General features: G+C 65.8%; 23 protein-coding genes. 9 read left to right on the plus strand and 14 right to left on the minus strand.

What is annotated here, in order from left to right; translation table 11 throughout:
• Positions 1–171: 171 nt before the first annotated feature.
• The 4 genes from Uis4E_RS05150 to dnaA all read right to left on the minus strand — a co-directional run bounded on the left by Uis4E_RS05150 (position 172) and on the right by dnaA (position 5584).
• Entirely contained in the window at positions 172–642 is a 471-nt protein-coding gene (locus Uis4E_RS05150) for a DciA family protein (RefSeq protein WP_101622150.1), read from the minus strand.
• Positions 639–1910 carry a DNA replication/repair protein RecF gene (gene recF, locus Uis4E_RS05155; protein WP_101622151.1) on the minus strand — a complete coding sequence of 424 codons (1272 nt, stop codon included), beginning with the start codon at positions 1908–1910 and terminating at the stop codon, positions 639–641. Before recF ends, Uis4E_RS05150 begins: the two co-directional genes overlap by 4 nt.
• Before the next feature lie 259 nt (positions 1911–2169).
• Positions 2170–3294 (minus strand): DNA polymerase III subunit beta, encoded by a 1125-nt coding sequence (gene dnaN, locus Uis4E_RS05160; RefSeq protein ID WP_101622152.1) that lies wholly within the window; start codon positions 3292–3294, stop codon positions 2170–2172.
• Between the two features lie 718 nt (positions 3295–4012).
• Positions 4013–5584 carry a chromosomal replication initiator protein DnaA gene (dnaA, locus tag Uis4E_RS05165; protein WP_101622153.1) on the minus strand — a complete coding sequence of 524 codons (1572 nt, stop codon included), beginning with the start codon at positions 5582–5584 and terminating at the stop codon, positions 4013–4015.
• Positions 5585–5898: 314 nt separating this feature from the next.
• Here dnaA and rpmH point away from each other — a divergent pair, with 314 nt between their 5' ends.
• From rpmH to Uis4E_RS05205, 8 genes are all read left to right on the plus strand, one after another.
• The gene (rpmH, locus tag Uis4E_RS05170; RefSeq protein WP_034525651.1) at positions 5899–6033 is read left to right on the plus strand and encodes a 50S ribosomal protein L34; all 135 of its coding nucleotides are present in this window, start codon (positions 5899–5901) and stop codon (positions 6031–6033) included.
• Positions 6034–6073: 40 nt separating this feature from the next.
• Positions 6074–6439, plus strand: coding sequence for a ribonuclease P protein component (gene rnpA, locus Uis4E_RS05175; protein WP_101622154.1), 366 nt, complete (start codon positions 6074–6076; stop codon positions 6437–6439).
• A gap of 25 nt (positions 6440–6464) precedes the next feature.
• Positions 6465–6764, plus strand: a complete 300-nt coding sequence (yidD, locus tag Uis4E_RS05180; RefSeq protein WP_165784861.1) for a membrane protein insertion efficiency factor YidD — start codon at positions 6465–6467, stop codon at positions 6762–6764.
• Complete coding sequence (gene yidC, locus Uis4E_RS05185; RefSeq protein ID WP_101622156.1) at positions 6761–7780, plus strand: membrane protein insertase YidC; 1020 nt, start codon at positions 6761–6763, stop codon at positions 7778–7780. The genes yidD and yidC overlap by 4 nt, the downstream gene beginning before the upstream one ends.
• A 133-nt stretch (positions 7781–7913) precedes the next feature.
• Positions 7914–8429 carry a Jag family protein gene (locus Uis4E_RS05190; protein ID WP_101622157.1) on the plus strand — a complete coding sequence of 172 codons (516 nt, stop codon included), beginning with the start codon at positions 7914–7916 and terminating at the stop codon, positions 8427–8429.
• A 44-nt stretch (positions 8430–8473) separates the two neighbouring features.
• Positions 8474–9142 (plus strand): 16S rRNA (guanine(527)-N(7))-methyltransferase RsmG, encoded by a 669-nt coding sequence (gene rsmG, locus Uis4E_RS05195; protein ID WP_101622158.1) that lies wholly within the window; start codon positions 8474–8476, stop codon positions 9140–9142.
• A 260-nt stretch (positions 9143–9402) separates the two neighbouring features.
• Positions 9403–10347: a ParA family protein gene (locus Uis4E_RS05200; RefSeq protein WP_034525779.1), complete on the plus strand. Its 945-nt coding sequence runs from the start codon at positions 9403–9405 to the stop codon at positions 10345–10347.
• Between the two features lies 1 nt (position 10348).
• Positions 10349–11635, plus strand: coding sequence for a ParB/RepB/Spo0J family partition protein (locus Uis4E_RS05205; protein WP_101622159.1), 1287 nt, complete (start codon positions 10349–10351; stop codon positions 11633–11635).
• Between the two features lie 77 nt (positions 11636–11712).
• On the opposite strand, the gene Uis4E_RS05210 is transcribed toward Uis4E_RS05205, so the two are convergent.
• The 5 genes from Uis4E_RS05210 to Uis4E_RS12325 all read right to left on the minus strand — a co-directional run bounded on the left by Uis4E_RS05210 (position 11713) and on the right by Uis4E_RS12325 (position 19807).
• Entirely contained in the window at positions 11713–12795 is a 1083-nt protein-coding gene (locus Uis4E_RS05210; RefSeq protein ID WP_101622160.1) for an NAD(P)/FAD-dependent oxidoreductase, read from the minus strand.
• 162 nt (positions 12796–12957) lie between these two features.
• Positions 12958–14763: a protein kinase family protein gene (locus Uis4E_RS05215; RefSeq protein WP_133125398.1), complete on the minus strand. Its 1806-nt coding sequence runs from the start codon at positions 14761–14763 to the stop codon at positions 12958–12960.
• Between the two features lie 141 nt (positions 14764–14904).
• On the minus strand, positions 14905–16560 hold the full coding sequence (gene murJ / locus Uis4E_RS05220) for a murein biosynthesis integral membrane protein MurJ (protein WP_243394343.1): 1656 nt from the start codon (positions 16558–16560) through the stop codon (positions 14905–14907).
• Positions 16557–18827: a DUF6049 family protein gene (locus tag Uis4E_RS05225; protein ID WP_243394346.1), complete on the minus strand. Its 2271-nt coding sequence runs from the start codon at positions 18825–18827 to the stop codon at positions 16557–16559. Before Uis4E_RS05225 ends, murJ begins: the two co-directional genes overlap by 4 nt.
• Positions 18824–19807 carry an NUDIX hydrolase gene (locus tag Uis4E_RS12325; RefSeq protein ID WP_101622162.1) on the minus strand — a complete coding sequence of 328 codons (984 nt, stop codon included), beginning with the start codon at positions 19805–19807 and terminating at the stop codon, positions 18824–18826. The genes Uis4E_RS05225 and Uis4E_RS12325 overlap by 4 nt, the downstream gene beginning before the upstream one ends.
• Positions 19808–19959: 152 nt before the next feature.
• On the opposite strand from Uis4E_RS12325, the gene Uis4E_RS05235 reads away from it, so the two are divergent.
• Complete coding sequence (locus Uis4E_RS05235; protein WP_101622163.1) at positions 19960–21369, plus strand: CCA tRNA nucleotidyltransferase; 1410 nt, start codon at positions 19960–19962, stop codon at positions 21367–21369.
• Positions 21370–21616: 247 nt separating this feature from the next.
• On the opposite strand, the gene Uis4E_RS05240 is transcribed toward Uis4E_RS05235, so the two are convergent.
• The 5 genes from Uis4E_RS05240 to rsmA all read right to left on the minus strand — a co-directional run bounded on the left by Uis4E_RS05240 (position 21617) and on the right by rsmA (position 26217).
• Positions 21617–22369 (minus strand): hypothetical protein, encoded by a 753-nt coding sequence (locus tag Uis4E_RS05240; RefSeq protein WP_101622164.1) that lies wholly within the window; start codon positions 22367–22369, stop codon positions 21617–21619.
• A gap of 10 nt (positions 22370–22379) precedes the next feature.
• The gene (locus tag Uis4E_RS05245) at positions 22380–23429 is read right to left on the minus strand and encodes a MarR family transcriptional regulator (protein WP_101622165.1); all 1050 of its coding nucleotides are present in this window, start codon (positions 23427–23429) and stop codon (positions 22380–22382) included.
• Between the two features lie 261 nt (positions 23430–23690).
• The gene (locus Uis4E_RS05250; protein WP_101622166.1) at positions 23691–24323 is read right to left on the minus strand and encodes a LytR C-terminal domain-containing protein; all 633 of its coding nucleotides are present in this window, start codon (positions 24321–24323) and stop codon (positions 23691–23693) included.
• A 50-nt stretch (positions 24324–24373) separates the two neighbouring features.
• A complete protein-coding gene (locus Uis4E_RS05255) occupies positions 24374–25276 on the minus strand; it encodes a 4-(cytidine 5'-diphospho)-2-C-methyl-D-erythritol kinase (protein ID WP_101622167.1) in 903 nt (300 codons plus the stop codon).
• A complete protein-coding gene (rsmA, locus tag Uis4E_RS05260) occupies positions 25273–26217 on the minus strand; it encodes a 16S rRNA (adenine(1518)-N(6)/adenine(1519)-N(6))-dimethyltransferase RsmA (RefSeq protein ID WP_101622168.1) in 945 nt (314 codons plus the stop codon). Before rsmA ends, Uis4E_RS05255 begins: the two co-directional genes overlap by 4 nt.
• Positions 26218–26242 lie beyond the last annotated feature (25 nt).

Below are 26242 nucleotides of genomic sequence, written 5' to 3' on the forward strand. Positions count from 1 at the left end.
CCAAAATCGCCCGTTACGGGCCCTTGGAGCGTTTCGGCCATACTGCGGGTAATTCTACTCGTTTTTGCCGACGAACGCCATAGCGCCCCGTAGAAACGCGTTTAGGGGCATATCGGCCGACCTGGCGCCATCGCGGCGCCGTCACCCCGTCACGCCGCCGCCGAGCCGCCCTTACCGCCGCCGCGCCCACTTGCGCGTGTATCCGGCGGCGGGCCCGACCACGCGGATCCGTTCGACCGTCAGTCCCTCCAGATTGCGCCGGATCGTGCTCTCCAACTGCGGGATCAGGTAGGTGAGCTGCGTCGCCCACACCTGCGATTCGGTGCCGATCGTGAGCACCCCGTCCTTGAGGGCGATCACGTGCGAGTGCTGCGCGATGGCGGGTCCGACGACGCGGTCCCAGTGGTTGTTGAGTTCGGAGAGCTTCAGGTGCGGGATCCAGTCGCCGTTGCGCGCGATCAGGTTCGCGACGCCGCCGAGCCGGGCCGGGTCGCGCCCGGGCTTGCCGAAGCTCTCCCACGCGGCTTCGGCGCGTGCGGCGCGCGCCTTGCGCGACGATTCGCGCGCCGCGTAGCGCTCGAACACCTGCGCCGGCAGTTCGCGCGGGTCGAGTTTCAGCGTCACGGCGATCGGCGGCTTCATCGCGTCGCCGCCGCTTCCGGCGTCGCGCCGCCACCCGCGCCGCCCGTCGCGACGGCCGCGGCGTCGCCGGCCTCCGCCGCGCGCCGCAGATCCTCCACGTCGATGACGTTCACCGTGCGTCCGGCCGCGCTCTCCGGCATCGCGGGGATGTCGCCGGCGGCGGCGACGGTGATGAGCACCTGGTCCTGGTGCATCGCGAAATCGAGGATCTGCTCGCGCCGCGACTCGTCGAGCTGCGCGAACACGTCATCGAGGATGACGACGGGCCTGACGCCGCGCTCGTCGGCGACCGCCTCGAACAACGCCATCTTGAGCGCCAGCGCCATCGTCCACATCTCGCCGTTCGACGCGAACTCGCGCGCCGGGACGCCGTCGAGCGTGACGGCGAGGTCGTCGCGCTGCGGCCCGATGAGGTTGACGCCGCGCGCCACCTCGCCTGCGTACAGGCGCTGGAAGTGGGCGGCGATGGCGGGACGCGGGTCGAACGCGGCGTCGCCGTCGTGGCCGGCCGGAACGGCCGTGGCCTCGGCGAACGACGGCGCGTAGGCGAGGCCCGCCTCGCCGCGCCCGGACGCGAGCCGCGCGTAGATCGCGGCGAACGGGCCGGCGAGACGGTCGACGATGCGCGCACGCACGCGCGTCAGTTCGAGTCCCGCGTCGATGAACTGGCCGGTCCAGATCTCCAGTCCGCTCAGGGCCGCGTCGAACGCGCCCTCGCGGCTCTGGAGCTGCTTGAGGAGCGTCGCGCGCTGCCGGGCGATGCGCGTGAAGCGCTGCTGGCGTTCCGCGTACCGCGGGACGAGCAGCGCGCCCGCCTGGTCGAGGAAGTTGCGGCGCGTGGCCGGGTCGCCGGCGACGAGACGCTGGTCGTCCGGCGTGAACGCGACGGACGGCACCTCGCCGACGATGTCGCGCAGGTAGCGGGAGGGACCGGCGTCGACGCGTGCGCGGTTCGCGCCGCGCGCCGCGATCGTCGCCTCGTAGGTGACGGTGCGCGCGGGCGCCGCGGCGTCGCCGTCGCCCGCCGCGCGACCGTCGCCGTCCGTCACGTTCACGCGGATCGTGGCCTTCGTCGCGCCGCGCTCGACGAGCGGCAGCGACGACGACGTGCGGTGGCTGGTTCCGGTGGACAGCACCTCGACCGCCTCGACGATGTTCGTCTTGCCGAGGCCGTTCGCGCCGTGGAGCACGTTGACGCCGGGCGCGAAGTCGACCACCAGCTGCCCCCAGGAGCGGTAGTGGTCGAGCGCGAGGCGGGAGACGTACATGGGATTGCGGCCTTTCGATGATGGGTGATTGCGCGGGGATCGGCGGGTGGCCGAGTGGGGCGGGGGAGTGGGGCGAAGTGGGGCACGCGCCGGGATGTTCGGTTCTGTGCGGTTCGCGGGGGCTTTTCGGATTGGGAAGGCCGGAGCGCGGAGCTCCGGCCGTGGTATCGGTGATGATATTCGTTGCGGTGGCTGAATCTGCGATATCGCTAACGGTATTGCATGCGCCGCCGGTCCGACTCGTTCCGGGTCGGCCGGTTCAGCTGTTGAAGCGCATCGGGACGAGCAGGTAGCGGTAGTCCATCGACTCGTCGGAGTCGGCCTCCTGCTGGCCGTTGAACTCGACCGGCTTGACCGCGGTCGTCATCTTCATGCGGATGAACGGTTCGGTGATCGCGCTCAGGCCCTCGATCAGGTAGGCCGGGTTGAACGCGACGGTGATGTCGTCGCCGTCCATGTCGATGTCGAGCACCTCGGTGGCCTGCGCCTCGTCGATCGCGCCGGCGGACAGCGTGACCTCCTGGCCGGAGAACACCATGCGGATCGGGGCGTTGCGCTCGGCGACCAGCGCGACTCGCTTGATCGCGTCGATCAGCTTCGAGCGGTCGACCACCGCCTGGATCGGGTAGTCGTCGGCGAACAGGCGGTCGACCGCCGGGAACTCGCCGTCGATGAGCTGCGAGGTGGAGGTGCGGCCGGCGTTCTCGAAACCGAGCAGCGAGGGGGAGTCCACGTCGAAATCGACGACGACGTTCTGGTGCTCGTCGAGCGAACGGGCGATGTCGCGCAGCAGCGAACCGCGCACCAGCGTCGTCGTGTTCACGTCCATGTCGTTCGGCGTCCAGGTGAAGCTGGCGCGCGACAGGCGGAAACGGTCGGTCGAGGTCATAATCACCTTGTCGCCGTCGAACTGCATGCGCACGCCGGTGAGGACCGGGCGGTTCTCCTCGCGGGAGACCGCGACGCACGCCTGGGTGACCGCCTGCACGAAGGTCGGGGCGTCGACCTGGCCGAGTTTGCCCGGAATTCCGGGCAGATCCGGGTATTCGGCCTCGGGCATGAGCTGCAACGTGAAGGTCGACTTGCCGGAGGTGATCGTCATCGTCGAGCCGTCGGTGGCGAGGTAGGTCTTCTCGCCGGGCAGCGACTTGGTGATGTCGGCGAGCAGCTTGCCGAGCACGAGCACCGAACCGGCCTCGTCGACGCCGGCCTCGATGTGGTGGCGCGCCGAGATCTCGTAGTTGAACGCCGACAGCTGCAGCGTGCCGTCGACCGCTTCGAGCCGGATGCCGGCGAGGATCGGGTTCGACGGGCGGGCGTCGATGACCCTGGTGGTCCACGCGACGGCGTCCGCCAGCGCGGAGGAGTTGACTTCGACCTTCATGGTGCCTGCTTTCGTTCGTTTTCGTCGTTTTCGTTCGCCACGCGTGATTCTCCCGGACGGATCCTTTCGACGGATCCCGCACGATGCGTTGTGGCGAACGTTTTTCGCGTTTTCGTGAGCTGGAAATCATTCTAGGCGATGGGTCGCGCGCTCGCTTCGCTCGCGCGGAAGGTGACGTTCAGGATGATGGTGAGATAAGAGAACACGTAAGTAGTAGTCGTAATAAGGCTTGTGGATAGTGTGGATAACCCCCGCTGAGGGCTTGCGCCCGTTCGTTTCGGTGGACGTGGAAAAATGTGGATAACTCATCGAGATAATGTGGATAAACCGGCGAGTTATCCACAGGATTTCGGTCGCTCTTGAGTTTTCCACATTCGGTGCGATGTCATCCACGTGTTATCCACAGCGAAACGGGCAGTCATCCACCGGTTTTCCACTGAGGTTACCCACATTTGTGAATAAGTATGTGGATAACTTTACCCCACTTTTTCTTGGTTTTCGGAGTGTCGCGGGCCGATTTCGGCTGGGAGAATCGATTCTGGCGAACGTTTTCGGGGTGATTTTCGGATGCGTTCCGACGGGATGCGAATTCGTTCGCCACGCGCGATCGAGACGGCCGAAGGCCGTCGATGGCCTTCGATGCGGTTGCCCGCGGAACTGCCGCTCGGTCGCGTTCCGCGAGCCGGCTCCCCCTTGTCAGGAGAGCCGAGAGCCGGTCCTACTTCTGCTTGAAGTCGGTGTTGCCCTGCTTCAGTCTGACGGTCAGCTCCATCACGTAGTTGTAGATCTCCTGACGGTCCTGCATGCCGTTGGAGATGCGGTCGCACGCGTGCATGACCGTCGTGTGGTCCTTGCCGCCGAACACCTTGCCGATGTCGACGAGGCTCAGACTGGTCATCTCGCGCGTGAGGTACATGGCGACCTGCCGCGCGATCGCGATGTTCTTCATGCGCGACTTGCCGACGATGTCCTCGAACGTGAGGTGGAAGTACTTCGCCACCTGCCCGATGATGTCGGTGGGCTTCACCTCCACGTCGGTGGTGAAGAAGTCCTGCAGCGTCTGCTCGGCCATCGTGCGTGTGACCGGCTGGTTGCTCAGGGACGCGACGGCGGTGACGCGCGTCAGCGCGCCCTCCAGCTCGCGGATGTTCTCGGTGAAGCGTTCGGCGATGAGGTCGAGCACATCGTTGGGGATGTTGCTGTGGTTCATCGACGCCATCATGCGCAGGATCGCGATGCGGGTCTCGAGGTCCGGCGGCTTCACGTCGACGGTCAGACCCGAATCGAAGCGGGAGATGAGTCGCGCCTCGAAGCCCTTGAGGTTCTTCGGCGCCACGTCGGAGGCGATGACGATGCGCTTGTTCGCCTGATGCAGCGCGTTGAACGTGTGGAAGAACTGCTCCAGGGTGGCCTCCTTGCCGCCCAGGAACTGGATGTCGTCGATGAGCAGGACGTCGACCTCGCGGTACCGCCGGTTGAATTCGGCGATCTGGCCCTGGTTCTGGGTCGTGTTCTGCAGCGCCTCGATGAACTCGTTCGTGAACTCCTCGGAATTCACGTAGCGCACCTTGAGGCTCGGGTCCTTGACGAGCGCGTAGTTGCCGATCGCGTTGAGCAGGTGGGTCTTGCCCAGACCGGAGCCGCCGTAGATACACAGCGGGTTGAAGTCGCGGCCCGACCCCTCGGCCACGGCGAGGGCGACGGTGCGGGCGAAACGGTTGGAATCGCCGGGGACGAACGTGTCGAACGTCGCGTTCTTGTTGAGATGCGTCTCCGGATCGCGGGCCACCTTGTTGCGGCTCATCGGGTATCCGGCGGCGGTGGCCACGTCGACCGGGGTCGGCATCGTGGCGGGCATCGACGACGGCACGTTCGGCACCGGTCCGCGCGAGCCGTACGGCTCCTTGCCGAGGTCGGCGATCGTCGGCGGATTGTCCGCGTCGATTCCCGAGGCGCGCTTCGGTGCGGCGGCCCGTCGGGAGGGCGCCGGTTTCGGCTTCGCCGGAGCGGGTTGGCGCGGCGCGATCTTGAACGCCGGCGTCATGTCCTGGCCGGTGACCATGTTCATCGCCTCGAGCAGCGGCTGGCGCAGCTCGTTCTCCAGCGCCTGGCGGGTTCCGGCGTTCTCGACGCACAGCACGATGGTCGTGCCGAACACGCCCTCCGGGTACACGCCCTCCAGCCATCCCTTGTCGCGGGGGGAGAGCGAGGAATTATGCTTGAGCAGCGTCAGCGTGTCGGACCAGATATGGTTCGCCTCGGCGACGGGATCGCGGGGTTCGTCGGCCATGCCGGTCCTCCTTCCACTGCTCGAACGAATAAAGTGCGCACACCATTGTTACTCATAGCTTGGAAGTTATCCACAGGCTTGCGTGTTGCAATCATTGGATTGTGAATAACATTCCTGTAATTTGTGGATAACTCGCCGCCTGTAATCGGCTTCATACGGCGCTTTCGGCGTGTCGGGCGTGTCGTGTCGCCACGGTGAATTGTGAATGAAATGCACCCGTGTTGACGTTGGGGGAGGGGTGAGGGTACTTTGGTATAGCTTGACTCACGTGGGAGCCGCGCGTCAGCGTGGCCGAAAGACTTAGGAGCACAACTATGAAGAGGACCTTCCAGCCCAACAACCGCCGTCGTCACATGAAGCACGGCTTCCGTCAGCGCATGCGCACCCGTTCCGGCCGCGCCCTGATCAACCGTCGTCGCGCCAAGGGCCGCAAGACCCTGGCCGCCTGATTCCAGACGGTCGGCGACTGAAGACTTTTCCAAGACGGTCGTGGAACGGCTGAAAAGCCACAGCGAATTCGTCGCCGTGCTGAAGCGTCGCCACAAGGTCTCGCGCAACGACATCGTCGTGCACTATCTGGTGCGCGACGATTCGCATACGCGGCCCTCGGTGGCACCCGAAGCGCGGCGCATGGGTCTCGCCGTATCAAAATCGGTCGGGAATGCCGTCACGCGCAACACGGTCAAACGTCGTTTCCGCGTGCTCGCGCGGGCGTATGAGGACCGGCTGCCCGAAGGATGCGACATCGTGATGCGCGCCAAGCCGAGTGCGGCGGGCGCGCCGTTCGCGTCGTTGGACACCCAGGTCGCGTCGGCGTTCGCGAAGATCGCCGAACGCATCGACCGGGAGCGGTGACGCGATGAACGGCATGGCCGGCATGATGATCCGCGGGGTGCGCTGGTACCAGCGCACGTTCTCCGCGCATCGGGCGGTGCCGTGCTGCCGCTACTATCCGAGCTGCTCGAACTATGCCATCCAGGCGGTGGCACGGTTCGGCGCCTTGCGCGGCGGACTGCTCGCCGTGCTGCGTCTGCTGCGGTGCCGGCCGTGGAGCCGCGGCGGCATCGACGACGTGCCCCGACGTTTTTCCGTCTTCTACCGGTTCCGATGGTCGAAAGCCCATGAGGAGCCCCGACTGACGCCGTTGCCGACTGACGAATGGGGGAATCCCTTACCATGAACCAAAATCAATTCCTGTTGGACAGCGGCTTCTGGGGTTGGCTGTACAAGATCCTGACCCCGGTCGAATGGCTGATGACGCAGATCATGAAGGTCGTCCATGACTTCCTCGTCATGCTCGGCATGAACCCGGTCGGCGTCTCGTGGGTGCTGTCCATCATCGTGCTCGTGCTCGTCGTGCACGCGTGCATCCTCCCGATCTTCTACAAGCAGATGCTGTCGATGCGCAAGATGCAGGCGCTGCAGCCGAAGATGCAGAAGATCCAGAACAAGTACAAGGGCAAGACGGACCAGGCCAGCAAAGAGGCCCTGAGCCGCGAGATGATGAAGCTCTATCAGGACAACGACGCGAACCCGGCCGGTTCGTGCCTGCCGATGCTCATCCAGGGCCCCGTCTTCATGTGCATGTTCTACGTGCTGTCCGCCATCCCGTACATCGCGCGCGGCAAGCGTGCGACGCTCGGCGCCTTCGACGTGGAGACCGCGAAGCAGTTCTCCGAATCCAAGGTGCTCGGCCTGGTGAACACCACCAGCACGTTCGGCAACGGCGACCTGACGGCCAAGGCCATCATCGTGGTGTTCGTGGCGCTCATGTGCGGCTGCATGTTCTTCATGCAGTGGCTCAACATGAACAAGAACATGAACCCGGCCACCATGCAGGGCCAGGCCGCCACGATGCAGAAGACCATGCTGTGGATCTTCCCGGTCATGTACATCTTCTCCGGCATCACGATGCCGTTCGCCGTGCTCGTCTACTGGCTGACGAACAACGTCTGCAACCTCCTGCGCACCTTCTGGCAGTTGCGCGTCTTCCCGACGCCCGGATCGCCCGCGGCCGACGCCAAGGAAGTCCGCGACCACGAGAAGGAGAACGCCCGCCGCGCCAAGGCCGGCCAGCTGTCCCTCGAGGATGAGGCGCTGGAGAAGGCCAAGGTCGAAGCGCAGCAGAAGGAGACGCAGGGCTACCAGCGTCAGCAGCCGCAGCGCAAGAACAAAAACAAGAACAAGAAGAAATGATCGAGTAAGTAAGGCCCGGTGTTTCACGTGAAACGGTGAGACACCGGGCCGAGCTATCCCGGCTCGCCTGCGCGGCTTGAGCGGATGGCTGGTTTAGACTGTTCCCATAGACCCATGATCGAAGGAGGACCGCATGGCCCAGAATGACGACAAGACGGTGGATCAGCTCAACGACGAAGCTGACATCGCGGCCGACTACCTCGAAGGACTGCTCGACATCGCCGACTACGAGGGCGACATCGAGATGGGCGTGCGCAACGGCCGCCCGATGGTCCAGATCGTCGCGGACGACGACACCGACATCAAGCATCTCATCGGCCGCAACGGGGAAGTGGTCGACGCGCTGCAGCAGCTCACCCGTCTCGCCGTGCAGCAGAAGACCGGCGAGCGTTCCCGCCTCATCGTCGACGTCGACGGATTCCTCAAGCGCAAGCGCCAGCGTCTGCACGACATCGCGCTCGACGCCGTCGACGAGGTGAAGGAGACCGGCGAACCGGTCGACCTCAAGCCGATGAACTCGTTCGAGCGCAAGGTCGTCCACGACGTCGTGCGCGAGGAGGGGCTGAAGTCCCGTTCCCACGGCGAGGAGCCGCGCCGCTACGTCACCATCTACCTGCGCGCCAACGCGGATGGCGACGACGAGGAGTGACCGGACGACAACCGTCGATTGTCATGACTGACGAGGGGAGAGGTATGGCCGACCAGCTGGACGGTTCGCCGATGCTGCGGGAAGTGCTCGGCGACGCCTTCGAGCCGTTGCGCGTGTTTCACGTGAAACTCGCCGAGGAGGGGGAGCCGCGCGGACTCATCGGTCCGCGCGACGTCGACATCATCTGGGAGCGGCATATCCTCAATTCGGCGGCGATCGTGCCGTTCGTGCGCGAGGCGACCGCAGGCGAGCGGTTCAAGACCGTGGCCGACGTCGGCAGCGGCGGAGGATTCCCCGGTCTGGTGGCCGCGGCCTGCCTACCGGATCACGAGTTCACGCTGATCGAGCCGATGGAGCGTCGCGTCGCATGGCTCAAGGAATGTCGCGACGCGATGGGACTCCGGAACGTGAGCGTGTTCCGTGCGCGTTCGGAGGAGGTCATCGACGCCATGCGCCGTGACCGTGATCTGCACCCGTACGCCGCGGTGACCTGCCGCGCCGTCGCCCCGATGACCAAGCTCGCCGGGTGGACGCTGCCGCTGCTGAAACCGCATGGCCGCCTCGTCGCGCTCAAGGGGCGTTCCGCCCAGGCGGAGATCGACAAGGCCGTCAAGGAGATCGGCAAGCGCCGCGGCGTGAATCCGCGGGTCGTTGAGGCCCAGGTCGGACCCGGTCTGGAACCGACGCACGTCGTGCTGGTCGACAAGCGATAGGGGTGCGGTTTTCCACATTTCCACAGGTCGAACAAAGTTATCCACATTATCAACTGAACGGTGGCTGTGCCGATGAACGTTGATATATTAAGGATTTGAAACCAACGAAAACAGTCCGTCCACAGCCAGAGAATCGAGTTATCCACACTTATCCACATTTTTGTGGATAAGTGGGCAGTGCAGGAATCCATCTCCGAACGGGGGTGGATTCCGGCATGTTGTGTTGTCAAGGAGAGGTCATGGCCGATAATCACAAGCCGATGGAATCCGCCGAGCAGACCATCAAGCGCATCTTCGCCGAGGGGGAGTCGCCGGTCGGTGCGGAGATCGCGCTGGAATCCAACCGTTTCGCCAAACTGCAGCAGCAGGAGTTCCCGAAGCCGTCCAAGACGCGTCTGATCGCAGTCGCGAACCAGAAGGGCGGCGTCGGCAAGACCACGTCGACGGTGAACCTGGCCGCCGCGCTGGCCGAGCACGGGATGCGCGTGCTGGTCATCGACATGGATCCGCAGGGCAACGCCTCCACCGCATTGGGCGTCAGCCACGCTTCGGGGGAGCCGTCCGTCTACGACGTGCTCGAAGGGCGACTCACCCTGGCCGAGGTCAAGCAGCCGTGCCCCGACTTCAAGAACCTCGACGTGGTGCCCGCCTCCATCGACCTGTCCGGCGCGGAGCTCGAGGTCGCCGACCTGCCGAACCGCAACTCCCTGCTCAAGGAGGCCGTCGACAAGTTCCTCGGGGAGTCCGAGGACCACTACGACTACGTGTTCATCGACTGCCCGCCGAGCCTCGGCCTGCTCGTCATCAACGCGATGTGCGCCGTGCATGAGATGCTCATCCCGATTCAGGCGGAGTACTACGCGCTCGAAGGCCTCGGCCAGCTCATCAACACCATCGGTCTGGTCCAGGACCACTTCAACCCGAGCCTGACCGTGTCCACGATGCTCATCACGATGTTCGACCGCCGCACGCTGCTGAGCCGCGAGGTCTACAACGAGGTGAAGAAGCACTATCCGTCCATCGTGCTCGACACGACGATCCCGCGCACGGTGAAGATCTCCGAGGCGCCGAGCTTCAGCAAGAGCGTCATCGTCTACGACCCGCACGGCATGGGCGCCATCTCCTACGGCGAGGCCGCGCTGGAGATCACCCGCCGTTCCGAAAACGTATTGGAAGCCATCGCGACCAGAATGAAGGAGGCCTGACATGTCATCGAAGTCCCGTCTCGGCAAGGGCCTCGGCGCACTGTTCCCCGAACTGCCGGGGGAGGAGTCCCCGGAGGAGAAGTCCAAGCACGCCATGCCCCAGCGCAGGAAGCTGGAGGTGAAACCCGTCGATGTTCCACGTGAAACGCCGAAGAGCGAACCCAAGCCCGCCTCCAAGCCGAAGAAGCAGCAGCGTGCGGCGATGCCCGCGCTGAGCGACATCGCCCACCCGAGCGACATGTTCTTCAAGGACACCGTCACCAGCGCCGTCGTGGAGCAGCCGATCCAGCCCGCGGACAACTCCCGTCATTCGGTGTTGGAGAAGTCCACCGAACAGGTTGTTTCACGTGAAACCAAGAAGGACGACGCGGAGGAGAAGCCGGAGCTGAAGCCGGTCGAGGGCGGCTATCTGGCCGAGCTCAAGCTGTCCGACATCGGGCCGAACACGCACCAGCCGCGTACCGTCTTCGACGAGGACGATCTCAACGAGCTGTCCGCCTCCATCAAGGAGGTCGGCGTCCTCCAGCCGATCGTCGTGCGGAAGCGTCCCGCCGCCCAGATCGAGGCGGCGCGCAAGGCGCAGGAAGGCCACGAGCCCGCCAACCAGTTCGACGGCCGCATGGACAGCCCGTACGAGCTCATCATGGGCGAACGTCGTTGGCGCGCCTCGCAGCTCGCCGGACTGAAGACGATCCCCGCCATCGTCAAGACGACCGCCGACGACGACATGCTGCGCGACGCCCTGCTGGAGAACCTGCATCGCGTCGCCCTGAACCCGCTCGAAGAGGCCGCCGCCTACCAGCAGATGATCGACGAGTTCGGTCTGACGCAGGCGCAGCTCTCCAAGTCGGTCTCCAAGTCGCGCCCGCAGATCGCCAACACGCTCCGACTGCTCAACCTGCCGGCCGGCGTGCAGAAGAAGGTCGCCGCCGGCATTCTCACCGCCGGCCATGCGCGTGCGCTGCTCGGGCTCAACGACCCCGAGGCGATGGACAAGCTCGCCGTCCGTATCATCGCGGAAGGCCTGTCCGTGCGCAGCACCGAGGAGATCGTCGCGATGGCGAACCTCGCCGGCGACGAGCCGAAGAAGCCGAAGGCGCGCAAGAACGATCCGTGGGCCGGCTCGCCGATCAAGAGCAATCTGGAGGACCGTTTCGACACGAAGGTCTCGATCAAGGGCACCCCGAAGCACGGCCGCATCGAGATCGTCTTCTCGTCCCCCGAAGACATGGACCGCATCCTCGGTCTCCTCATGCCCGAAGCCGACCACAAAGACGACTGGCGCTAACCCCCTCCGGACATGCACCTACGGGCATGTCAGCATTCTCGGCCCCCTCGTCAGAGGGGGCCGAGTCTTCGTTTTCCTCAATCGGTGAGGTAGGCCTGGGCGTCGAGGGCGGCTCGGCAGCCCATGCCGGCGGCGCTGATGGCCTGACGGTAGGTGCGGTCGACGCAGTCGCCGGCGGCGAAGATGCCGGGCGTGGACGTGCGTGTGCTCGCGCCGTCCACGAGAATGTAGCCGTCGTCATCCTTCCGCACCACGTCGCCGGTGAACGCGGTCGCGGGGGAGTGTCCGATCGCGACGAACACGGCAGCCGTATCCAACGTGCCGGTCTCGCCGGTCACGGTGTTGCGGATGTCGATGGACGTGACGCTGCCGGCCGCCGGCGCGGCCGCGGGCAGCGTCACGCCGCCGAGCGCGTTGCCCAGCTTGAGTGAGATGCCTGCCGCATTGCCGGCGTTCAGGGTGATGCCGCCGACCGGATTGAGGGCGTCCGAAGCACCGGTGCTCGCGTTCCCGCCGTGGATGGCGGTGACGACGGTGTCGGTGAGGAGCGTGAGTTTGTCGTTCGCGCGGGCGCGCTCCACCATGATCGCGGAGGCGCGGAACGAGTCACGACGGTGGATCAGCGTGACCGACGAGCCGAAGCGCGTCAGATACAGCGCCTCCTCGAACGCGGAGTCACCGCCGCCGACCACGACGATCGGCTTGTCCTTGAAGAAGAATCCGTCGCAGGTGGCGCAGTAGGAGACGCCGCGGCCGGAATACTCCTCCTCGCCGGGCACGCCCAGCTTGCGGTAGGAGGAACCGGTGGCGACGATCACCGCACGCGCGTCCAGCACGTCGTCGGACTCCAACGTGACGCGTTTGATTGTGCCGTCGGACGCGACGCCGCCGTCGACGACTTCGATCGACGTGACGTCCTCGTGGATGAACTCGGTGCCGAACCGTTCCGCCTGCGCGCGCATCGCGTCCATCAGATCCGGACCGAGGATGCCGTCCGGGAACCCGGGGAAATTCTCCACCTCGGTGGTGTTGACGAGCTGCCCGCCAGGGGCGAGCGCGCCGGTGACGAGCACCGGATGCAGGCCGGCACGTCCCAGATAGATGGCCGCCGTATAGCCGGCCGGCCCCGAACCGATGATGATCACGTTATGCACAGTCATAACTGACAGCCTAGCAAGGGGGTTCTCTCCGTGGCGCGGGTTTCCACGGGTCAGCTTTCGGCGGATACCCCCTCAGTCACACGAAGCGCGACAGCTCCCTCTGCTGGGGTAAAGAAAAAATGCTCCCCCTGCACGAGACAAGGGGAGCGAGGAACGACGACGTCAGCGCTGGTAGGCGTCGGTCACGTCGATGAGTTCGACCGCGCCGTCGGAGGCCGCGGAGGCGCCGTTGGAGGCGGACTGGCCGGAATCCTTGGACGAACCGTTGGACGAGCCGTCGCCCGACTCGTCGCCGAACGGCACATCGTCCAGATTCTGCTGCGACGGCCACTGGTTGTTCTTGTCGACGCCGGAATCCGCGGGGTTGGCGTTGCTGTGCATGAACGTCACCACGGCGAACGCCAGTGCGGCGACGATGAGCACGCTGGCGATGATGACGACCGCCACGGTCGTGGTCATCTTGCCGAACAGACGCTGCTTCGACAGGTTGTCGACATCCGCCGCGGCTTCGGCGGCGCCGGCCGGAGCCTCCTTCGGCGTGAAGCTCGGCGGCTGCTGCATCGACGCGTCGGTCGCGGCGACGCCACGGGCGTGCGGCGCGGGCGCGAACGCCACCGGTGCGCCGCCGTCATGGTCGATCGGCTTCATGCCGACGATCGTCGCGTCCATATCGGGCGTATGCGGCGCGGCGGCGTTCGCGCCGGCAGTGCCAGCAGCGCCCGCAGCGGCGGCCTCGGCGGCGCCGGTCTTCGGCGCGGGCAGCGCCGGCGACGGCTTGGCGGACTGCATCTCCTGACGCACCGACGACACGTCGATCGCCTCGGTGGCCATGTTCGGGTCGACGAACACGGGGATGCGCGTCGTCTCCTCACCGGGGTTCGCGCCGGATGCCGTCGGCAGCGCCTGCGTCTGGAACGAGAATTCATGGAACAGGTCATCGCCCTGATAGCCGGCGTCGCCCGCGGCGGCGGGACGCTCGGGCAGGTCGGGCATGCGCGTGAGACGGCTCGCCGCCTCGGCGGACAGACGGCCCGGCTGGTCGCCGGCCGAGGCGCCGAGCACGCTCGGCGAATAGCTGTCGAAATCGGCCTGCATCTCGGCGAACGTCTGCTTGTTCTGCTCGGCGACCACGCGTTCGGCGTGGCGGGCGGCCTCGGCCTCGGTCAACGCACGGTTGATGGTCAGATCGGGCAGTTTCTCCGTCGTGACCACGGTGTCGGGCAGTTCGACCAGCGTGTCGCCGTCGATGGCGCGCACCTGCGCGGTGGAGATCGAGCCTGCGCCGGCGTCGGACGGCAGGGCGATGTCCTGGTCGGTCAGATCGGTGAGCGGCTTGTATTCGCCGAGCAGCGCGGTCAGCTCGCTCAGCGTGAGCATCGGCTCGCCGTGGCTGCCGTCCTCCTTGGCGAGTTCGAGGCCGCGCGACAGGATCACGCGGAATTCGCCGGGGATCTCGCCGAGCGAGGCGAGGTCGTACGTCGTGTCCGGCGAGGACGGGCGGCGCGTCAGCAATGCGTAGAGCACGGACGCCAGCTGGCGGATGGCGAGCTGTTCGCCCTGGATCGACTCCGGCGCCTTGGTCGGTTCGGCCAGCAGGCCGGACAGCGGCGCGTCGGCGATCTCGACGCCCTGCACGGACACGCGGATCGTGTCGGTGGACAGTCGCGGCGTCTCCAACGCGGTCGCGACGGCCGCGGTCTCGCCGATGATCGAACGCATCGCCTCGAAGCTGATCGTGCCGCTGGCCGGACCGTTCAGGTATTCGGTGAGGGACAGGCCGGTCTCGATGCGGGTGACGAGCACCGCCGCCTCGCCCGACTTGCGGAACTGCAGCACCGGCGTGATGCCGTTCTTGCGGCCGAGCTGCGTGGCCAGGGAGGACACGTCCTCCAGCGTGCTCGGATCGGTGAGGACGAACAGCTGACAATCGTGGGCGAGCACGCGGTCGTTGGCCTTCCAAGCCTGCACACCGGGCTCGTCGCGAAGCAGCGTGACCAGGGTATAGCGGTTGAAAAGCGTGTCTCCCAGCTGAGGCTTCATAGTTTCTTCGACTCCGTAATGCGTAAGCGCTTCGACGCCACCATACGAGTCGATGGCGCTGAGGCCATTCTAGTCATGGGGATGGTCGAACGGAAGGCGTCGGGAGACCGACGCGAGGATCGTCGCGAACTCCTCGCAACGCAGCACGATGAGCATCGACGCGTAGACGGCCGCCGTGGCCACCGTCATCAGCGCGCAGAAGCCGAACGCCTGGAACCAGTTGAGCCGGTCGAGGCGCATCGAGGCGCCGAGCAGCAGCATCACCGGATCGGTGAGCAGCCACGCGGCCAGTCCGGCGACGAGCGCGGCGATCAGCGCCTTGAGATACGTGACCGCGATGCGGCGTCCGTCCAGATGCCCGTCGAAGCGACGCCGCAGCATCGCGACCAGCGACGGGAAGCTCAGCAGGTAGCCGACCGTCATCGACAGTCCCACGCCCGCCGTCCACCAGCGTGGCGGCGCGAGCAGCATCACGGCGATCTCGAACACGACCTGGATGATGCTCACCTGCAGCTGGAACAGGAACGGGTGGCGGCCGTCCTCGAACGCGAAGAACGTGCGCTGGATGAGCAGGTAGGCGCTGGTCAGCGGCAGGCCGAGCGCCAGCGCGACCATCGGCCCGGCGATCAGTTTCGCCTCCTGCACGCCCACGCTGGGCAGCAGCGCGATCGTGATCGGCACCGGCATCACGACGATCGCCATCGTGAAGTACATCATCATCACGCCCACGTTGCGCAGGGCGCCGCTCAGGTCGTCGCGCGCCTCGTCGAGATTGCGTTCGGCGACCGCGCGCGAGATCTTCGGGAAGATCGCGGTGCCCACCGACACGGCGATCAGCGAGTACGGCAGGATGTACAGCGTGAACGCGTTCTGGTAGGAGCCGTTGCCGGCGATGCCGTACAGGTCGTTGCCGGCGAACGGGGCGCCGTTGGTGATGCGCGCGTTGACGATGTTCGCGAGCTCCTGCACGCCCATCACGCCGACGCTCCACGCGGCCACCGGGCCCATCGCCTTGAGGCCGATGCCGCTCACGCCCCACTGCGGACGGTAGTGCAGGCCGAGGCGCATCAGCGGGACGAACAGGACGATCGCCTGGAACGCGACGCCCAGCGTCCACGTGCCGGCGGTGAGCATCACCTTCTCGGTGGTCCAGAATTCGAGCGGCGCGCGGGCGGCCCTGCCGAACAGGATGAGGAACATCGTGAAGCCGGCGCAGCTGATCACGTTCGCGCCGACCGAGCTCCACGCGTAGGTGACGAAGTTGTCCTTCGCGGCGAGGATCTGGCCGAGCACCGTGTACAGGCCGTAGAAGAAGATCTGCGGCATGCACCATAGGGTGAACGCGTTGACGAGCGCACGCTCCGCCGGGCCCCAGCTGTTGTCGAGGTACAGCATCGTGAGCAGCGGCGTGGCGAGCATCATCAGCAGCGTCATGCCGGCGAGCAGCGCGATCGCCAGCGTGATGAGCTTGTTGAGCCGCTCCTGCGCGTCATGCTCCTTGAGCGTGCGCACGATCTGCGGCACGAGCACCGCGTTGAAGATGCCGCCGGAGATCACGGTGAACAGCACCTGCGGGATCATCGATCCCGTCTGATAGGCGTTCGCGGCGATGCCGGTCGTGCCGAGGCACGCGGCGAGCAGGATCGTGCGGATCTGGCCGGTGATGCGTGAGGCCATCGTCCCTGATGCCATGATCAGGGAGTTGCGGCCGACGTTGGAACTCATTCGTCGGGGTCCTTCTTGCGGTTGAACTGTCGCCACAGGCCGAGGGCGCCGAGCGCCACGGCGAGGCCGATGATGATGAAGCCGGTCTTGTCGCTGATCTTGAGCACGCAGTTGATCGCCGTGTCCTGCGAGCCGCCGAACGTGACGCCGCCGCGGTCCTGCAGCGAGACGTGCGCGGTCGCCGAACCGGAGGTGGCGGCGCGCAGCGTGAACGTCACCTGCGCCTCGCCGCGCGCCGGGATCGTCACCGTGTTGCGGCGCGACGTGACGATCTCCGGCGAATCGGTGATCGAGAAGACGCGGATCGTGACCGGGTAGGGGGTGCTGTTGCTGACGGTCACCGGCATCGTCGCGGTCTCCGAGACCATCGTCACCGTTTCTGACGGGGTGAGGCTCACGCCGCCGAGCAGGTCGTTGGCGAGTTGTTGCGCGCCGCCGACGGCCGTCATCGACGTGGTCGTGTCGACCTCCGCCGAGCCGCCGTCGATGGCGAGGGCGTGCAGCGCGAGTTCCGCGTGCGCGTCGAGCAGCCGCCCGATCCACGCGGACGCCGCCTTGCCGTCGTCGCCGTTGTTGCTGCCGTTGCCGTTGTCGTTGTCGTCGCCGTCGCCGAGGATGCTGTCGCGGAATCGCGTGATGTCGCCGCGGCCCGCGGACAGGGAGGCGAGCACGTTCGTCACGTTCGACGAGTCCGCCGCGGACATGCCGGAGTCGGCGGGGACGGCGTTGCGCGCGTCGTCGCCGCTCGCATACGGGTCGGCGTGCGCGAGCGCGTCGAGGTCGCCGGTCTTCAGCCAGGACGCCGATTCGACCGCGTCCATGAACGCGTCCACGGTGGCGGCGTCCGAGTCGGCGGAGAAGCAGACGAGCAGGTCGCGTTCGTTGTACGGCTGCTCCATCTGGTAGAACGCGCTCTGCGCGACGAAGCGGGCGAGACGGCCCGCCATCGTCGACTCGGCCGTGGCCTTCGCGTTCGTGGCCTTGCCTTTGGCGAGGTTGCTCAGTTCGCGCTGTTCGACAAGCACGGTCACGTCGCCCGCGTCTGTCGGCACGACCACGGTGCCCGTGTGCACGGTGTCCGTTTCGGAGGATTCGAAGTCATGCGTGGAGACGACGGTCGTGTAGCCCTGGCGGCGGGCGGCGGTGAGCGCGTCGAGCGTCCACTGGCCCTGGCCCTGCCAGGCGATCGTCCGCGACGTGGCCTTCTGGTCGCCGAGCGCCGCACGGTAGTCGGCGAGGGCGGCGCTCGCGTTCCACGCGTCGTCGCCGATGCCGGCGTTCGCGTAGCGTTCCGCGGCGTTCTCCTGCGCCGTGTAGGCGGTGATGTCGAAGCCTGCGGGCTGCATGATCGCCGTCGTCTGCGGCGGCATCGCCAGCGCGTCCAGATACGTCGGGTCGGCGATGGTCTGCAGCGAGGAGTGCTTCGAGATCGTCTGTTCGAGCGAATGGTCGAAGCGCGTGTGGTCGCCTTCCAGCACGGCCGCGCCGATCGCCGTGGCCTTGCCGGTGCTGCCGGTGCCGGTGGATCCGTTGTTCGATCCGTTGGAAGATCCGGCGGAATCATCGGTGTCGTCGGTGACGAGCTTCGTGAGCGTGTCCGCGTCGGCGGTCCAGTGGCCGCTGGTCAGCGGCATCGCCATCGTGATGGTCATCGCCGGCGTGTTCGCGTTGTCGAGTCCGGCGGACGAACGCGTCAGGAACGTGTGTACGGCGACGTTCGCGCCGTCGTGGGTGTACGTGACGAGCAGCGGCTTCGGACCCCAGTTGAGCATCTGCGTGAGCGCCTGCGCGTCCGCGCCCTGGTCGATCGTGACCGTGGCGCTCTGCTTCGGCTGCAATGCGGGCACGGAGGCGGAGCCGAGGCTCGCCGGCGCGGGGATTGGGCTTTCGGACTGCGCCCACTCCTGCATGTCGGTGCGGGAGGTGAACGTGAACATCGGATTCGTGTCGAGCGTGACCTCGCCGGCCGCCCATGCGGCGTCGCCGGTGTTCGTGACGGTCGCCTTGAGGTGGAAGCCGGACGTGTCGGTGACGACCGCGGTCATCTCGGTCAGCGCGAGCGTCTGCGCGGAGGTGTCCGTCGTACCGTCGGCGTTCGCGGCGCCGCTCGCGGATCGCGCGGTGCCGGCGTTCGCGGCGTCGCCGTCGGCGGCGGATGCGGACGCCGGAAGCGCCACGGCACCTGCCACGAACGCCGCGGCGAGCAGCATACCCGCCGCGATGCGCCACCAAGCCTGGATGCGTCGTAGGGGGGCGTATTGAATCACTCGTTTGCCTGCCTGTTCAGTTTCCGGGAGTAAAGCCATGCGATCTTGCGCTCATTAGGGTAGCTGAGCACGTCGTCCAGATCCTTGAAATCCACCCAGATCGCGTCCTCCGCCTCATGGTCGGGGTCGCCTTCCACGGTGAGGTCGCCGCCGATCTGCTTCAACGCGAAATGGTGGACGAGCTTGTGTACGCGCTGCGTCGTGCCGGTGAACCAGTAGTCGATCGTCGCGATCGACTCGACCACCTCGCCGAGGATGCCGGTCTCCTCGTGCACTTCGCGCACGGCCGTCTGCTGCGGCGTCTCGCCTTTCTCGATATGCCCCTTCGGCAGACACCATTCGAGATGCCCGCTGCGCGAATGGCGCGCGATGATCGCCACGCGTCCGCGCTCGTCGAACACGAGTCCGCCGGCCGAATACTCGCGCACGACCGGCAGCTCCTGCGCGTCCAGCGAGGCGAACGTCGTCGGCCCGTCCGAGGAGCGTTTGCGCGGCATCATCGCCGGCGTCGGGATGCGCGGGGCCGGCGCGGGGACGCCGGGCGCGGCGGCGACATCCAGCGGAGTCACCGTGACGCCGCCCGCCGGCTCGACCGTGACGGACGCCGTGACCGACGTCTCGACGCGCGTGGTGATGCGCTGGCCGCTGGGCGTCGTGTCGGAACCGGTGACGCGCACGCGCGCGAACACGGTGGCGGGCGTCGGCGTCGACATCGGCGTCGCCTTCGCCGCCTCCCGCGCGACCATCGACGCGACCGTCTGCGCCGTGTCGATGGTGCCGGCGGCATCGATGATGTCGTCGACGGTCGGCGGCGCGGGCTGTCGCGGCGCGGGAGTCTGCGGGGATGGCGCGGGGACGGGCTTCGGACGGGACTGGGACGTGTACATGAGCACGTCCTCGTCGCGGCCGTTTTGGGCATGGTTGACCGCGGCATCGTCGGCATGCCTCAGCATGCGCGCAAGGTCCGCGGGCGTAATCATGCCTTCCACCTTACTCAAGTCCCTGTGCATGTCGAGTAACGGTATGCTGGTAGCGACAGATACTGACCGATGCGCCGGGACCGGCGCACGGCAGGGAGCAACGTATCCGGAAGCATCCGAGAAGCATCCGAGAAGTGTCCGAAAGGATTGGCGTGGATTTCGAAGTTTGGCCGGAAGCCATTGAATTGGGTCGCATGTTCGCCGCCGAAGGCTACGAGCTGGCGTTGGTGGGCGGTCCCGTGCGCGATCTGCTGCTGCACCGCCGCAGCCACGACCTCGACTTCTGCACGTCGGCGCGCCCCGAGCAGTTCGAGCCGATCCTGCGCCGTTTCGGCCACGACGGCTTCTGGGACATGGGCCGCAAGTTCGGCACGCTGGGCGCGATGCGCCGCCGCGACGACGGCACCGAGGTGAAGGTGGAGGTCACCACCTACCGTTCCGACACGTACGATCCGGATTCGCGCAAGCCGGAGGTCCAGTACGGCGATACGTTGGAAGGCGACCTGTCGCGCCGCGACTTCACCGTCAACGCGATGGCGCTGCGCGTGCCCGACCTCGAATTCGTCGACCCGTTCGGCGGTGCCAACGACCTCGCGAAGGGCGTCCTGCGCACGCCGGTCGACCCGCGCCAGTCGTTCGACGACGATCCGCTGCGCATGATGCGCGCCGTGCGATTCGTCGCCCAGCTCGGCTTCTCCATCGAACCGGAGACCGCCGAGGCGATCAGCGCGATGACCGAGCGCATCTCGATCGTGTCCGCCGAACGCGTGCGCGACGAGCTCACCAAGCTGCTGCTCTCCGACCGCCCGCGCGCCGGCATCGAAGCGCTCGTCGAATCCGGATTGGCGGACATCGTGCTGCCGGAGATCCCCGCGCTCGAACTGCAGATCGACGAGCATCACCGCCACAAGGACGTGTTCGAGCACACGATGATCGTGCTCGACCGCGCCGTCGCGCTGGAGACCGGCGACGACGGCCCGGTGCCGCGCCCCGACCTGACGCTGCGTCTCGCCGCGATCATGCACGATGTCGGCAAGCCGAAGACGCGCCGGTTCGAGCCGGGCGGCAAGGTGAGCTTCCACCATCACGACGCGGTCGGCGCGAAGCTGACGCGCAAACGCCTCAAGGCGTTGCGCTTCGACCATCACATCGTCGACGACGTGAGCGAGCTCGTGAATCTTCACCTGCGCTTCCACGGCTACGTGGACGAGCCGTGGACGGACTCCGCGGTGCGCCGCTACGTGAAGGACGCCGGCCACCTGTACGAGCGTCTCAACCGGCTGACCCGCGCCGACGCGACCACGCAGAATCGCCGCAAGGCGCGCATCTTCGCCGAGGCGATGGACGAGATGGAGGCGCGCGTCAAGGAGCTCAAGGAGAAGGAGGACTTCGACGCGATCCGCCCGGATCTGGACGGCAACGAGATCATGTCGATTCTCGGCCTGGAACCCGGCCCGATGGTCGGCCAGGCCTACCGCCACATGCTCGAATACCGCCTCGATAACGGCCCCGTAGACCACGAAACCGCCGTTGAAGAGCTGAAGCGCTGGGCGAGCCGTTAGGCGGACAGTCCGGTGGACTGTCCGTAGGTGAGCCCTGAGTGAGGCGGAAGCCGAACGAAGGCAGGTTTGGGTCCGGCCGTAGGCCGGTCTGAAACAGCTGGACCGAGCCGTTAGGCGGACAGTCCGGTGGACTGTCCGTAGGTGAGCCCTGAGTGAGGCGGAAGCCGAACGAAGGCAGGTTTGGGTCCGGCCGTAGGCCGGTCTGAAACAGCTGGACCGAGCCGTTAGGCGGATGATGGGATATCCGTTATCGCAGCTGGTATACGCTTTCGAGTAGATCGATCAGTTCGGACTGCTTGCCGAGCACTCCGATTTGCTTCAACGGCAGTTGTCTCGTTTTCATGTGCCGCAGGAACTCCGCCATGTCGGTTCGGGGTTCGTCCTCGAGTTCGATGCGGTCCGATGGTGCCAGAAGCTGTGTGAGACGGAACACATCATATTGATGCTTCTTCAGATTCTTGGCATCCACGTGTTCGCCGGCTTCGTGTCTCGCGTCCAAATCCAGCCACGCTTTTGCCTTGAACGGAATCAGGTATCGTTCGTTCAGCACACTGACCCCGTTCAAGATTTCACGGCCGTCCTGCAGCAGCCGGTAATAGCTGTCGTCCAACATGATGGCGGACAGGCTGGAAACGTCATCGGAGATGTGAATCGGGGTTACGGCCGATGCTTCGTCGATGGTGAAATCCGGGTGTCGCGAGAACAGCTCGATCATCGTCGGGAATCCGGGAGCCTGTGGATGGTCGAAGCGATAGAAATGCGGTTTCGTCGAGTTCGCCGCGATGAAGGAGTATCCTCCATCGCGGATGAAATCCCACAGCGTACGCGCGAACGCGGCATCATCTCCTTCCGCGATCAGCACCATGTCGACGTCCTTGGTCGCACGGAATTCCAATCCGTTGTCATCCATGATGATGCTGCACGCGGTGCCGCCGATGATGACGTAGGAATCCTCGTATCCGGCGAATGCGGTTGCTATGCGTTGCAATCCTTGGGTCATGTTCTTCCCCCTATCTTCCACTAGGTGTCAACGCGTCGCGTATGGCGGTCCGTACGGCATCTTCCAGTCGTTCGTCGGCGATGTCGCCGAGTGACAATGCCACGGAAATCGGATCGGCGAGCCTCCGCCCTGGATCCTGAGTCAGGATGCGCGGATCGTATTTCCATCGTTCGATGGTAAACGCGTCATTCGGTATGGTTTCCACTTCCGCATCGAAGTAACGGAAATCGTCGTCGTGACTGGTGACCCATCGTCGTTCGCCGGCGAACGTCCGACGTCTCGGTGTGGCGAGGTCGGTGCGTTGCGCCGTGGCGAATTCACCGGCGTAGACGAGTCCCTCGGGAATGTCGATGCCTGTGTCATGCTTCCGACATACGGCGGTACGCCGGTCGAACACCGGATTGGTGAGCCGATGCCAAGACCGTTCGAGCAGTGCCAGCCGCACGTTGCCGCCGGATGTCTTCGTGAGCTCGATAATCTTGCGGCGGCCATGTTTGGTGCGATGGATGAGCCCTTGCAGTTCCAAGGTCGCGGCGGCGTTGCTGACCAGTGCTTCGTCGATGTGAAGCGTCGCGGCGACGTCGGATTGCGACCACCCTTTTCCGGGGTGGTCATGGACATGGTAGAGCAAGTGCAACCATACGAGCTGGGTGGATGGCGGGAACGGTCGCTGCTCCTTATCCGTCAGATGCGATGATTTCGGTGTCAGACTATTGGAGAACAGCATGCCCAGTGCCGGGATGTAGAGTTGCGCTCCGGGCACGATGAATGGCAGATGATTGCTGATGAGTGCTTTACGCTGGTAGGTGCTGAGCCGTGGAAAAGCCAGTACTACCGGAAGGTCGGCGCGTCGGCTGATTCTGGTCGTGTCGTCAATGAGGTCGGTGATGCGGAACGGGCGTGCGCCATTGTCGACGAGCAGCATGCGTGTGTCTCCGATGTCGAGGACATCGAATCGTCGGTCGGCCGTAAGGAACATGGGGAGCGATGCGGTTGTCTCCCAAGGCTCTATGGTGCAGGCAAGACCGAACGCGTCATGTATGTATTCGGCCGTATCCATCGTCCCGTCGTCCTAACTCTTGAATTACTATTTAAAACTTATTATTACATTTTAACTGAATAAATTGCTTTGCAATCGAAGAATCCGATTGTGATTGAGTTGCGACGCTCGCCCGCAGAACCGTCCGTAAGCGAGTCCGAGCGGCATCCGCAAGGCAACCGGCCGGCTGCCATATGTGACAGCCCCCTCATCATGAGGGGGCTGCTGAACGGGGAATGGGTCATACCATTCGCTGTATTTCTCGCGGTTACGTAACGACGATCAGTTGATGTCGGTGTGCTTGTCGGCTTTTCTCAGGCCGGCCTTCTGCAGGGCGTCGACGGTCTGGCAGCCTTCGAAGTCCTTGATCTTGTCGCCGTGCTTCTTGACTTCCTTCTCGGAGTTCAGATCGTTGAACGTGGCGCCGATCACCACGTCGACGAGACGGTCCTGACGGTCGTCCATGACGAGCACCGCGTCCGGGATATACTCCTTGACCGTGTACGCCGGGTTGATCGCGTTCACGCCGAAGTAGATGGTCGTGCGGGCCACCTTGGCGCTCGTGTACGTGTCGATGGTGCGCACGTCGAACTGGCGGTCCTTGAGCGCTTCGCCGACGGCAGCGCCCAGGCCGGTGAATCCGGTGCCGTTGCGCACGCGCAGGATCACCGAATTGTTGTCCGCCCACTTCATCGCGGTGCCGTCCTCGTTCTTCGCGGCGCACGGCACGGCCACGCCGTAGTTCGGCTTCGTGACCTGCTTCGCCTGCTGGTCGACCTGGATCACGCCCGTGTAGAACAGCGACGCGACGATGAGCACGACCACGAGAATCGCGCCGGTGATGGAGAACACGATCTTCTGACGGCGTCGCACATACGCCTTGCGTGCCTCACGCTCGTCATACTCTTCGGCCATTCGATTCCCTTTCCTTCGCAGTGCCTGACTTACGCAGTGCTTGATTTACCTTAGCGTGCAACCGTGACGCTGACCGAGGGCGCTGCGGGCGCCTCGGCCGCGATGATGCGGTCCACGGCCTTCGACCGTTCCCATGCGGCGATCACGTCGCGGCGGATGGCCGGCGTGGGCGTGAACGCCACGACCGACGGTCCCGATCCGGAGACGAACGCGTGGGTCGCGCCCGCCGCCAGCGCCTCGCGGATCGCCGTGCCGGAGCGCGGATGCAGGCTGACCGCCGCCTTCTGCAGGTGGTTCCGGTCGCCGTCGCCGGCGCCGACCACGTCGAATTCGCCGTACACTTCGGGCGTGCTCAGCTGCGCCTGATAGGCGCCGACGAGCAGCGATCCCGCATAGCCTTGTTCGCGCAGCGCGCGCGCCGCGTCCGAATCGTCGGGAATCGTCTCGATGATCTCGCCGTAGCCGGTGCCGTGCGCGTAGCCGCCGGCCACGCAGAACGGCATGTCCGCGCCGAGCGTCGCCGCGACCTCGCGCAGCCGGTCGAGCGGCCAGTCGAGCTCCCACAGCGCGTTCAGCGCGAGGATCGTCGCCGCCGCGTCCGCCGATCCGCCGGCGAGACCGGCGCCGACCGGGATGCGCTTCTCGATCGTCAACGCGACGTCCGGTTCGCGGCCGGCCGCTTCCGCCATCGCGAACAGGGCGAGCACGGCGTGGTTGCGGCGCATGTCCGACGACGATGACGCGAGGTCGCCGAGATGTTCGCCGGCCAGGTCGAGCGAGAATCCGGCGCCGGCGGGTTTCGCCGTGGCGGTGACCGTGTCGGTCAGACTGACCGCGCAGTAGATCGTGTCGAGTTCGTGGCGACCGCCCCACTCGGCGTGGGAGGGGCCGACCTCGAGCGTGAGATTCGTCTTCGCCGGACAGTCGACGCTCACCGTGACTGGCGTGCTCATGAGCGTTCCTCCGCGTCGGCGTCGCCGAGTCGCAGCGACGCCTCGGCCAGCGCGGTGAACTCGCCGATGGTGAGCGTCTCGCCGCGACGCGTCGGATCGATGCCGGCCGCTTCGAACGTGCCGGCGGGGACGGTCTTCTTCAACGCGGCGTGCAGGGTCTTGCGACGCTGGCCGAAGGCCGCGTCGATGAGGCGGAACGTCTCCTTGCGCAGGGACTCGGCGTGCGCGGCGGCATCGGCGTCGCCGTCGTGCCGCGTGCGCGTGAACGCGACCAGCGCGGAGTCGACGTTCGGCGCCGGCCAGAACACGTTGCGGCCGATCGTGCCGACGCGTGAGGCCTCGCCGTACCAGGCGAGTTTCACGCTCGGCGTGCCGTAGATCTTGCTGCCGGGCGTCGCGGCGAGACGGTCGGCGACCTCCTTCTGCACCATCACGAGGAACGATTCGAGGTTCGCGAAGCGTTCCAGCAGCGTGAGGATGATCGGCGTCGCCACGTTGTACGGCAGGTTCGCGACGAGCGTGAACGGTTCGTCGCCGGCGAAGTCCGGCAGGTTCGCCGGGTCGACGGTGAGCGCGTCGCGGTTGACGACGGCGAACCGGTCGACCGCCTCCGGCATGAATGCGGCGATCGTGTCCGGCAGACGCTCGGCCAGCGGCGGATCGATCTCGACGGCGGTCATGCGCGCGCCGGATTCGAGGATCGCCAGCGTGAGCGAGCCGAGACCGGGCCCGACCTCGAGCACGTGGCTTTCCGGGCCGACGTGCGCCTCACGCACGATGCGGCGCACGGTGCCCGGATCGATGACGAAGTTCTGCCCGAACTTCTTGGTGGGGCTCACGCCCGCCTCGGCGGCGATGCGGCGGATGTCGGCGGCGCCGAGCAGATGGCCGGACGCCGACTCCTCGGCGGTTGCGGTGGGTTCAGTCGTCACGTCGTTCATATCGCCTTTCGCGTGATTCGATTCC

The organism is Bifidobacterium parmae, from assembly GCF_002860365.1.
In the GTDB taxonomy this organism is placed as follows: domain Bacteria; phylum Actinomycetota; class Actinomycetes; order Actinomycetales; family Bifidobacteriaceae; genus Bifidobacterium; species Bifidobacterium parmae.

What these genes read in the sequence shown, in the direction of transcription:
- dnaA (WP_101622153.1), bottom strand. Translation starts at nt 5,584, where the DNA reads ATGGCCGACGAACCCCGCGATCCCGTCGCCGAGGCGAACCATATCTGG.
- Uis4E_RS12325 (WP_101622162.1), bottom strand. Translation starts at nt 19,807, where the DNA reads ATGATTACGCCCGCGGACCTTGCGCGCATGCTGAGGCATGCCGACGAT.
- Uis4E_RS05210 (WP_101622160.1), bottom strand. Translation starts at nt 12,795, where the DNA reads ATGACTGTGCATAACGTGATCATCATCGGTTCGGGGCCGGCCGGCTAT.
- Uis4E_RS05200 (WP_034525779.1), top strand. Translation starts at nt 9,403, where the DNA reads ATGGAATCCGCCGAGCAGACCATCAAGCGCATCTTCGCCGAGGGGGAG.
- rsmG (WP_101622158.1), top strand. Translation starts at nt 8,474, where the DNA reads ATGGCCGACCAGCTGGACGGTTCGCCGATGCTGCGGGAAGTGCTCGGC.
- Uis4E_RS05240 (WP_101622164.1), bottom strand. Translation starts at nt 22,369, where the DNA reads ATGACCCAAGGATTGCAACGCATAGCAACCGCATTCGCCGGATACGAG.
- dnaN (WP_101622152.1), bottom strand. Translation starts at nt 3,294, where the DNA reads ATGAAGGTCGAAGTCAACTCCTCCGCGCTGGCGGACGCCGTCGCGTGG.
- Uis4E_RS05190 (WP_101622157.1), top strand. Translation starts at nt 7,914, where the DNA reads ATGGCCCAGAATGACGACAAGACGGTGGATCAGCTCAACGACGAAGCT.
- Uis4E_RS05150 (WP_101622150.1), bottom strand. Translation starts at nt 642, where the DNA reads ATGAAGCCGCCGATCGCCGTGACGCTGAAACTCGACCCGCGCGAACTG.
- Uis4E_RS05245 (WP_101622165.1), bottom strand. Translation starts at nt 23,429, where the DNA reads ATGGATACGGCCGAATACATACATGACGCGTTCGGTCTTGCCTGCACC.
- rpmH (WP_034525651.1), top strand. Translation starts at nt 5,899, where the DNA reads ATGAAGAGGACCTTCCAGCCCAACAACCGCCGTCGTCACATGAAGCAC.
- yidD (WP_165784861.1), top strand. Translation starts at nt 6,465, where the DNA reads ATGATCCGCGGGGTGCGCTGGTACCAGCGCACGTTCTCCGCGCATCGG.
- Uis4E_RS05250 (WP_101622166.1), bottom strand. Translation starts at nt 24,323, where the DNA reads ATGGCCGAAGAGTATGACGAGCGTGAGGCACGCAAGGCGTATGTGCGA.
- yidC (WP_101622156.1), top strand. Translation starts at nt 6,761, where the DNA reads ATGAACCAAAATCAATTCCTGTTGGACAGCGGCTTCTGGGGTTGGCTG.
- rsmA (WP_101622168.1), bottom strand. Translation starts at nt 26,217, where the DNA reads ATGAACGACGTGACGACTGAACCCACCGCAACCGCCGAGGAGTCGGCG.
- Uis4E_RS05255 (WP_101622167.1), bottom strand. Translation starts at nt 25,276, where the DNA reads ATGAGCACGCCAGTCACGGTGAGCGTCGACTGTCCGGCGAAGACGAAT.
- Uis4E_RS05205 (WP_101622159.1), top strand. Translation starts at nt 10,349, where the DNA reads ATGTCATCGAAGTCCCGTCTCGGCAAGGGCCTCGGCGCACTGTTCCCC.
- murJ (WP_243394343.1), bottom strand. Translation starts at nt 16,560, where the DNA reads ATGAGTTCCAACGTCGGCCGCAACTCCCTGATCATGGCATCAGGGACG.
- recF (WP_101622151.1), bottom strand. Translation starts at nt 1,910, where the DNA reads ATGTACGTCTCCCGCCTCGCGCTCGACCACTACCGCTCCTGGGGGCAG.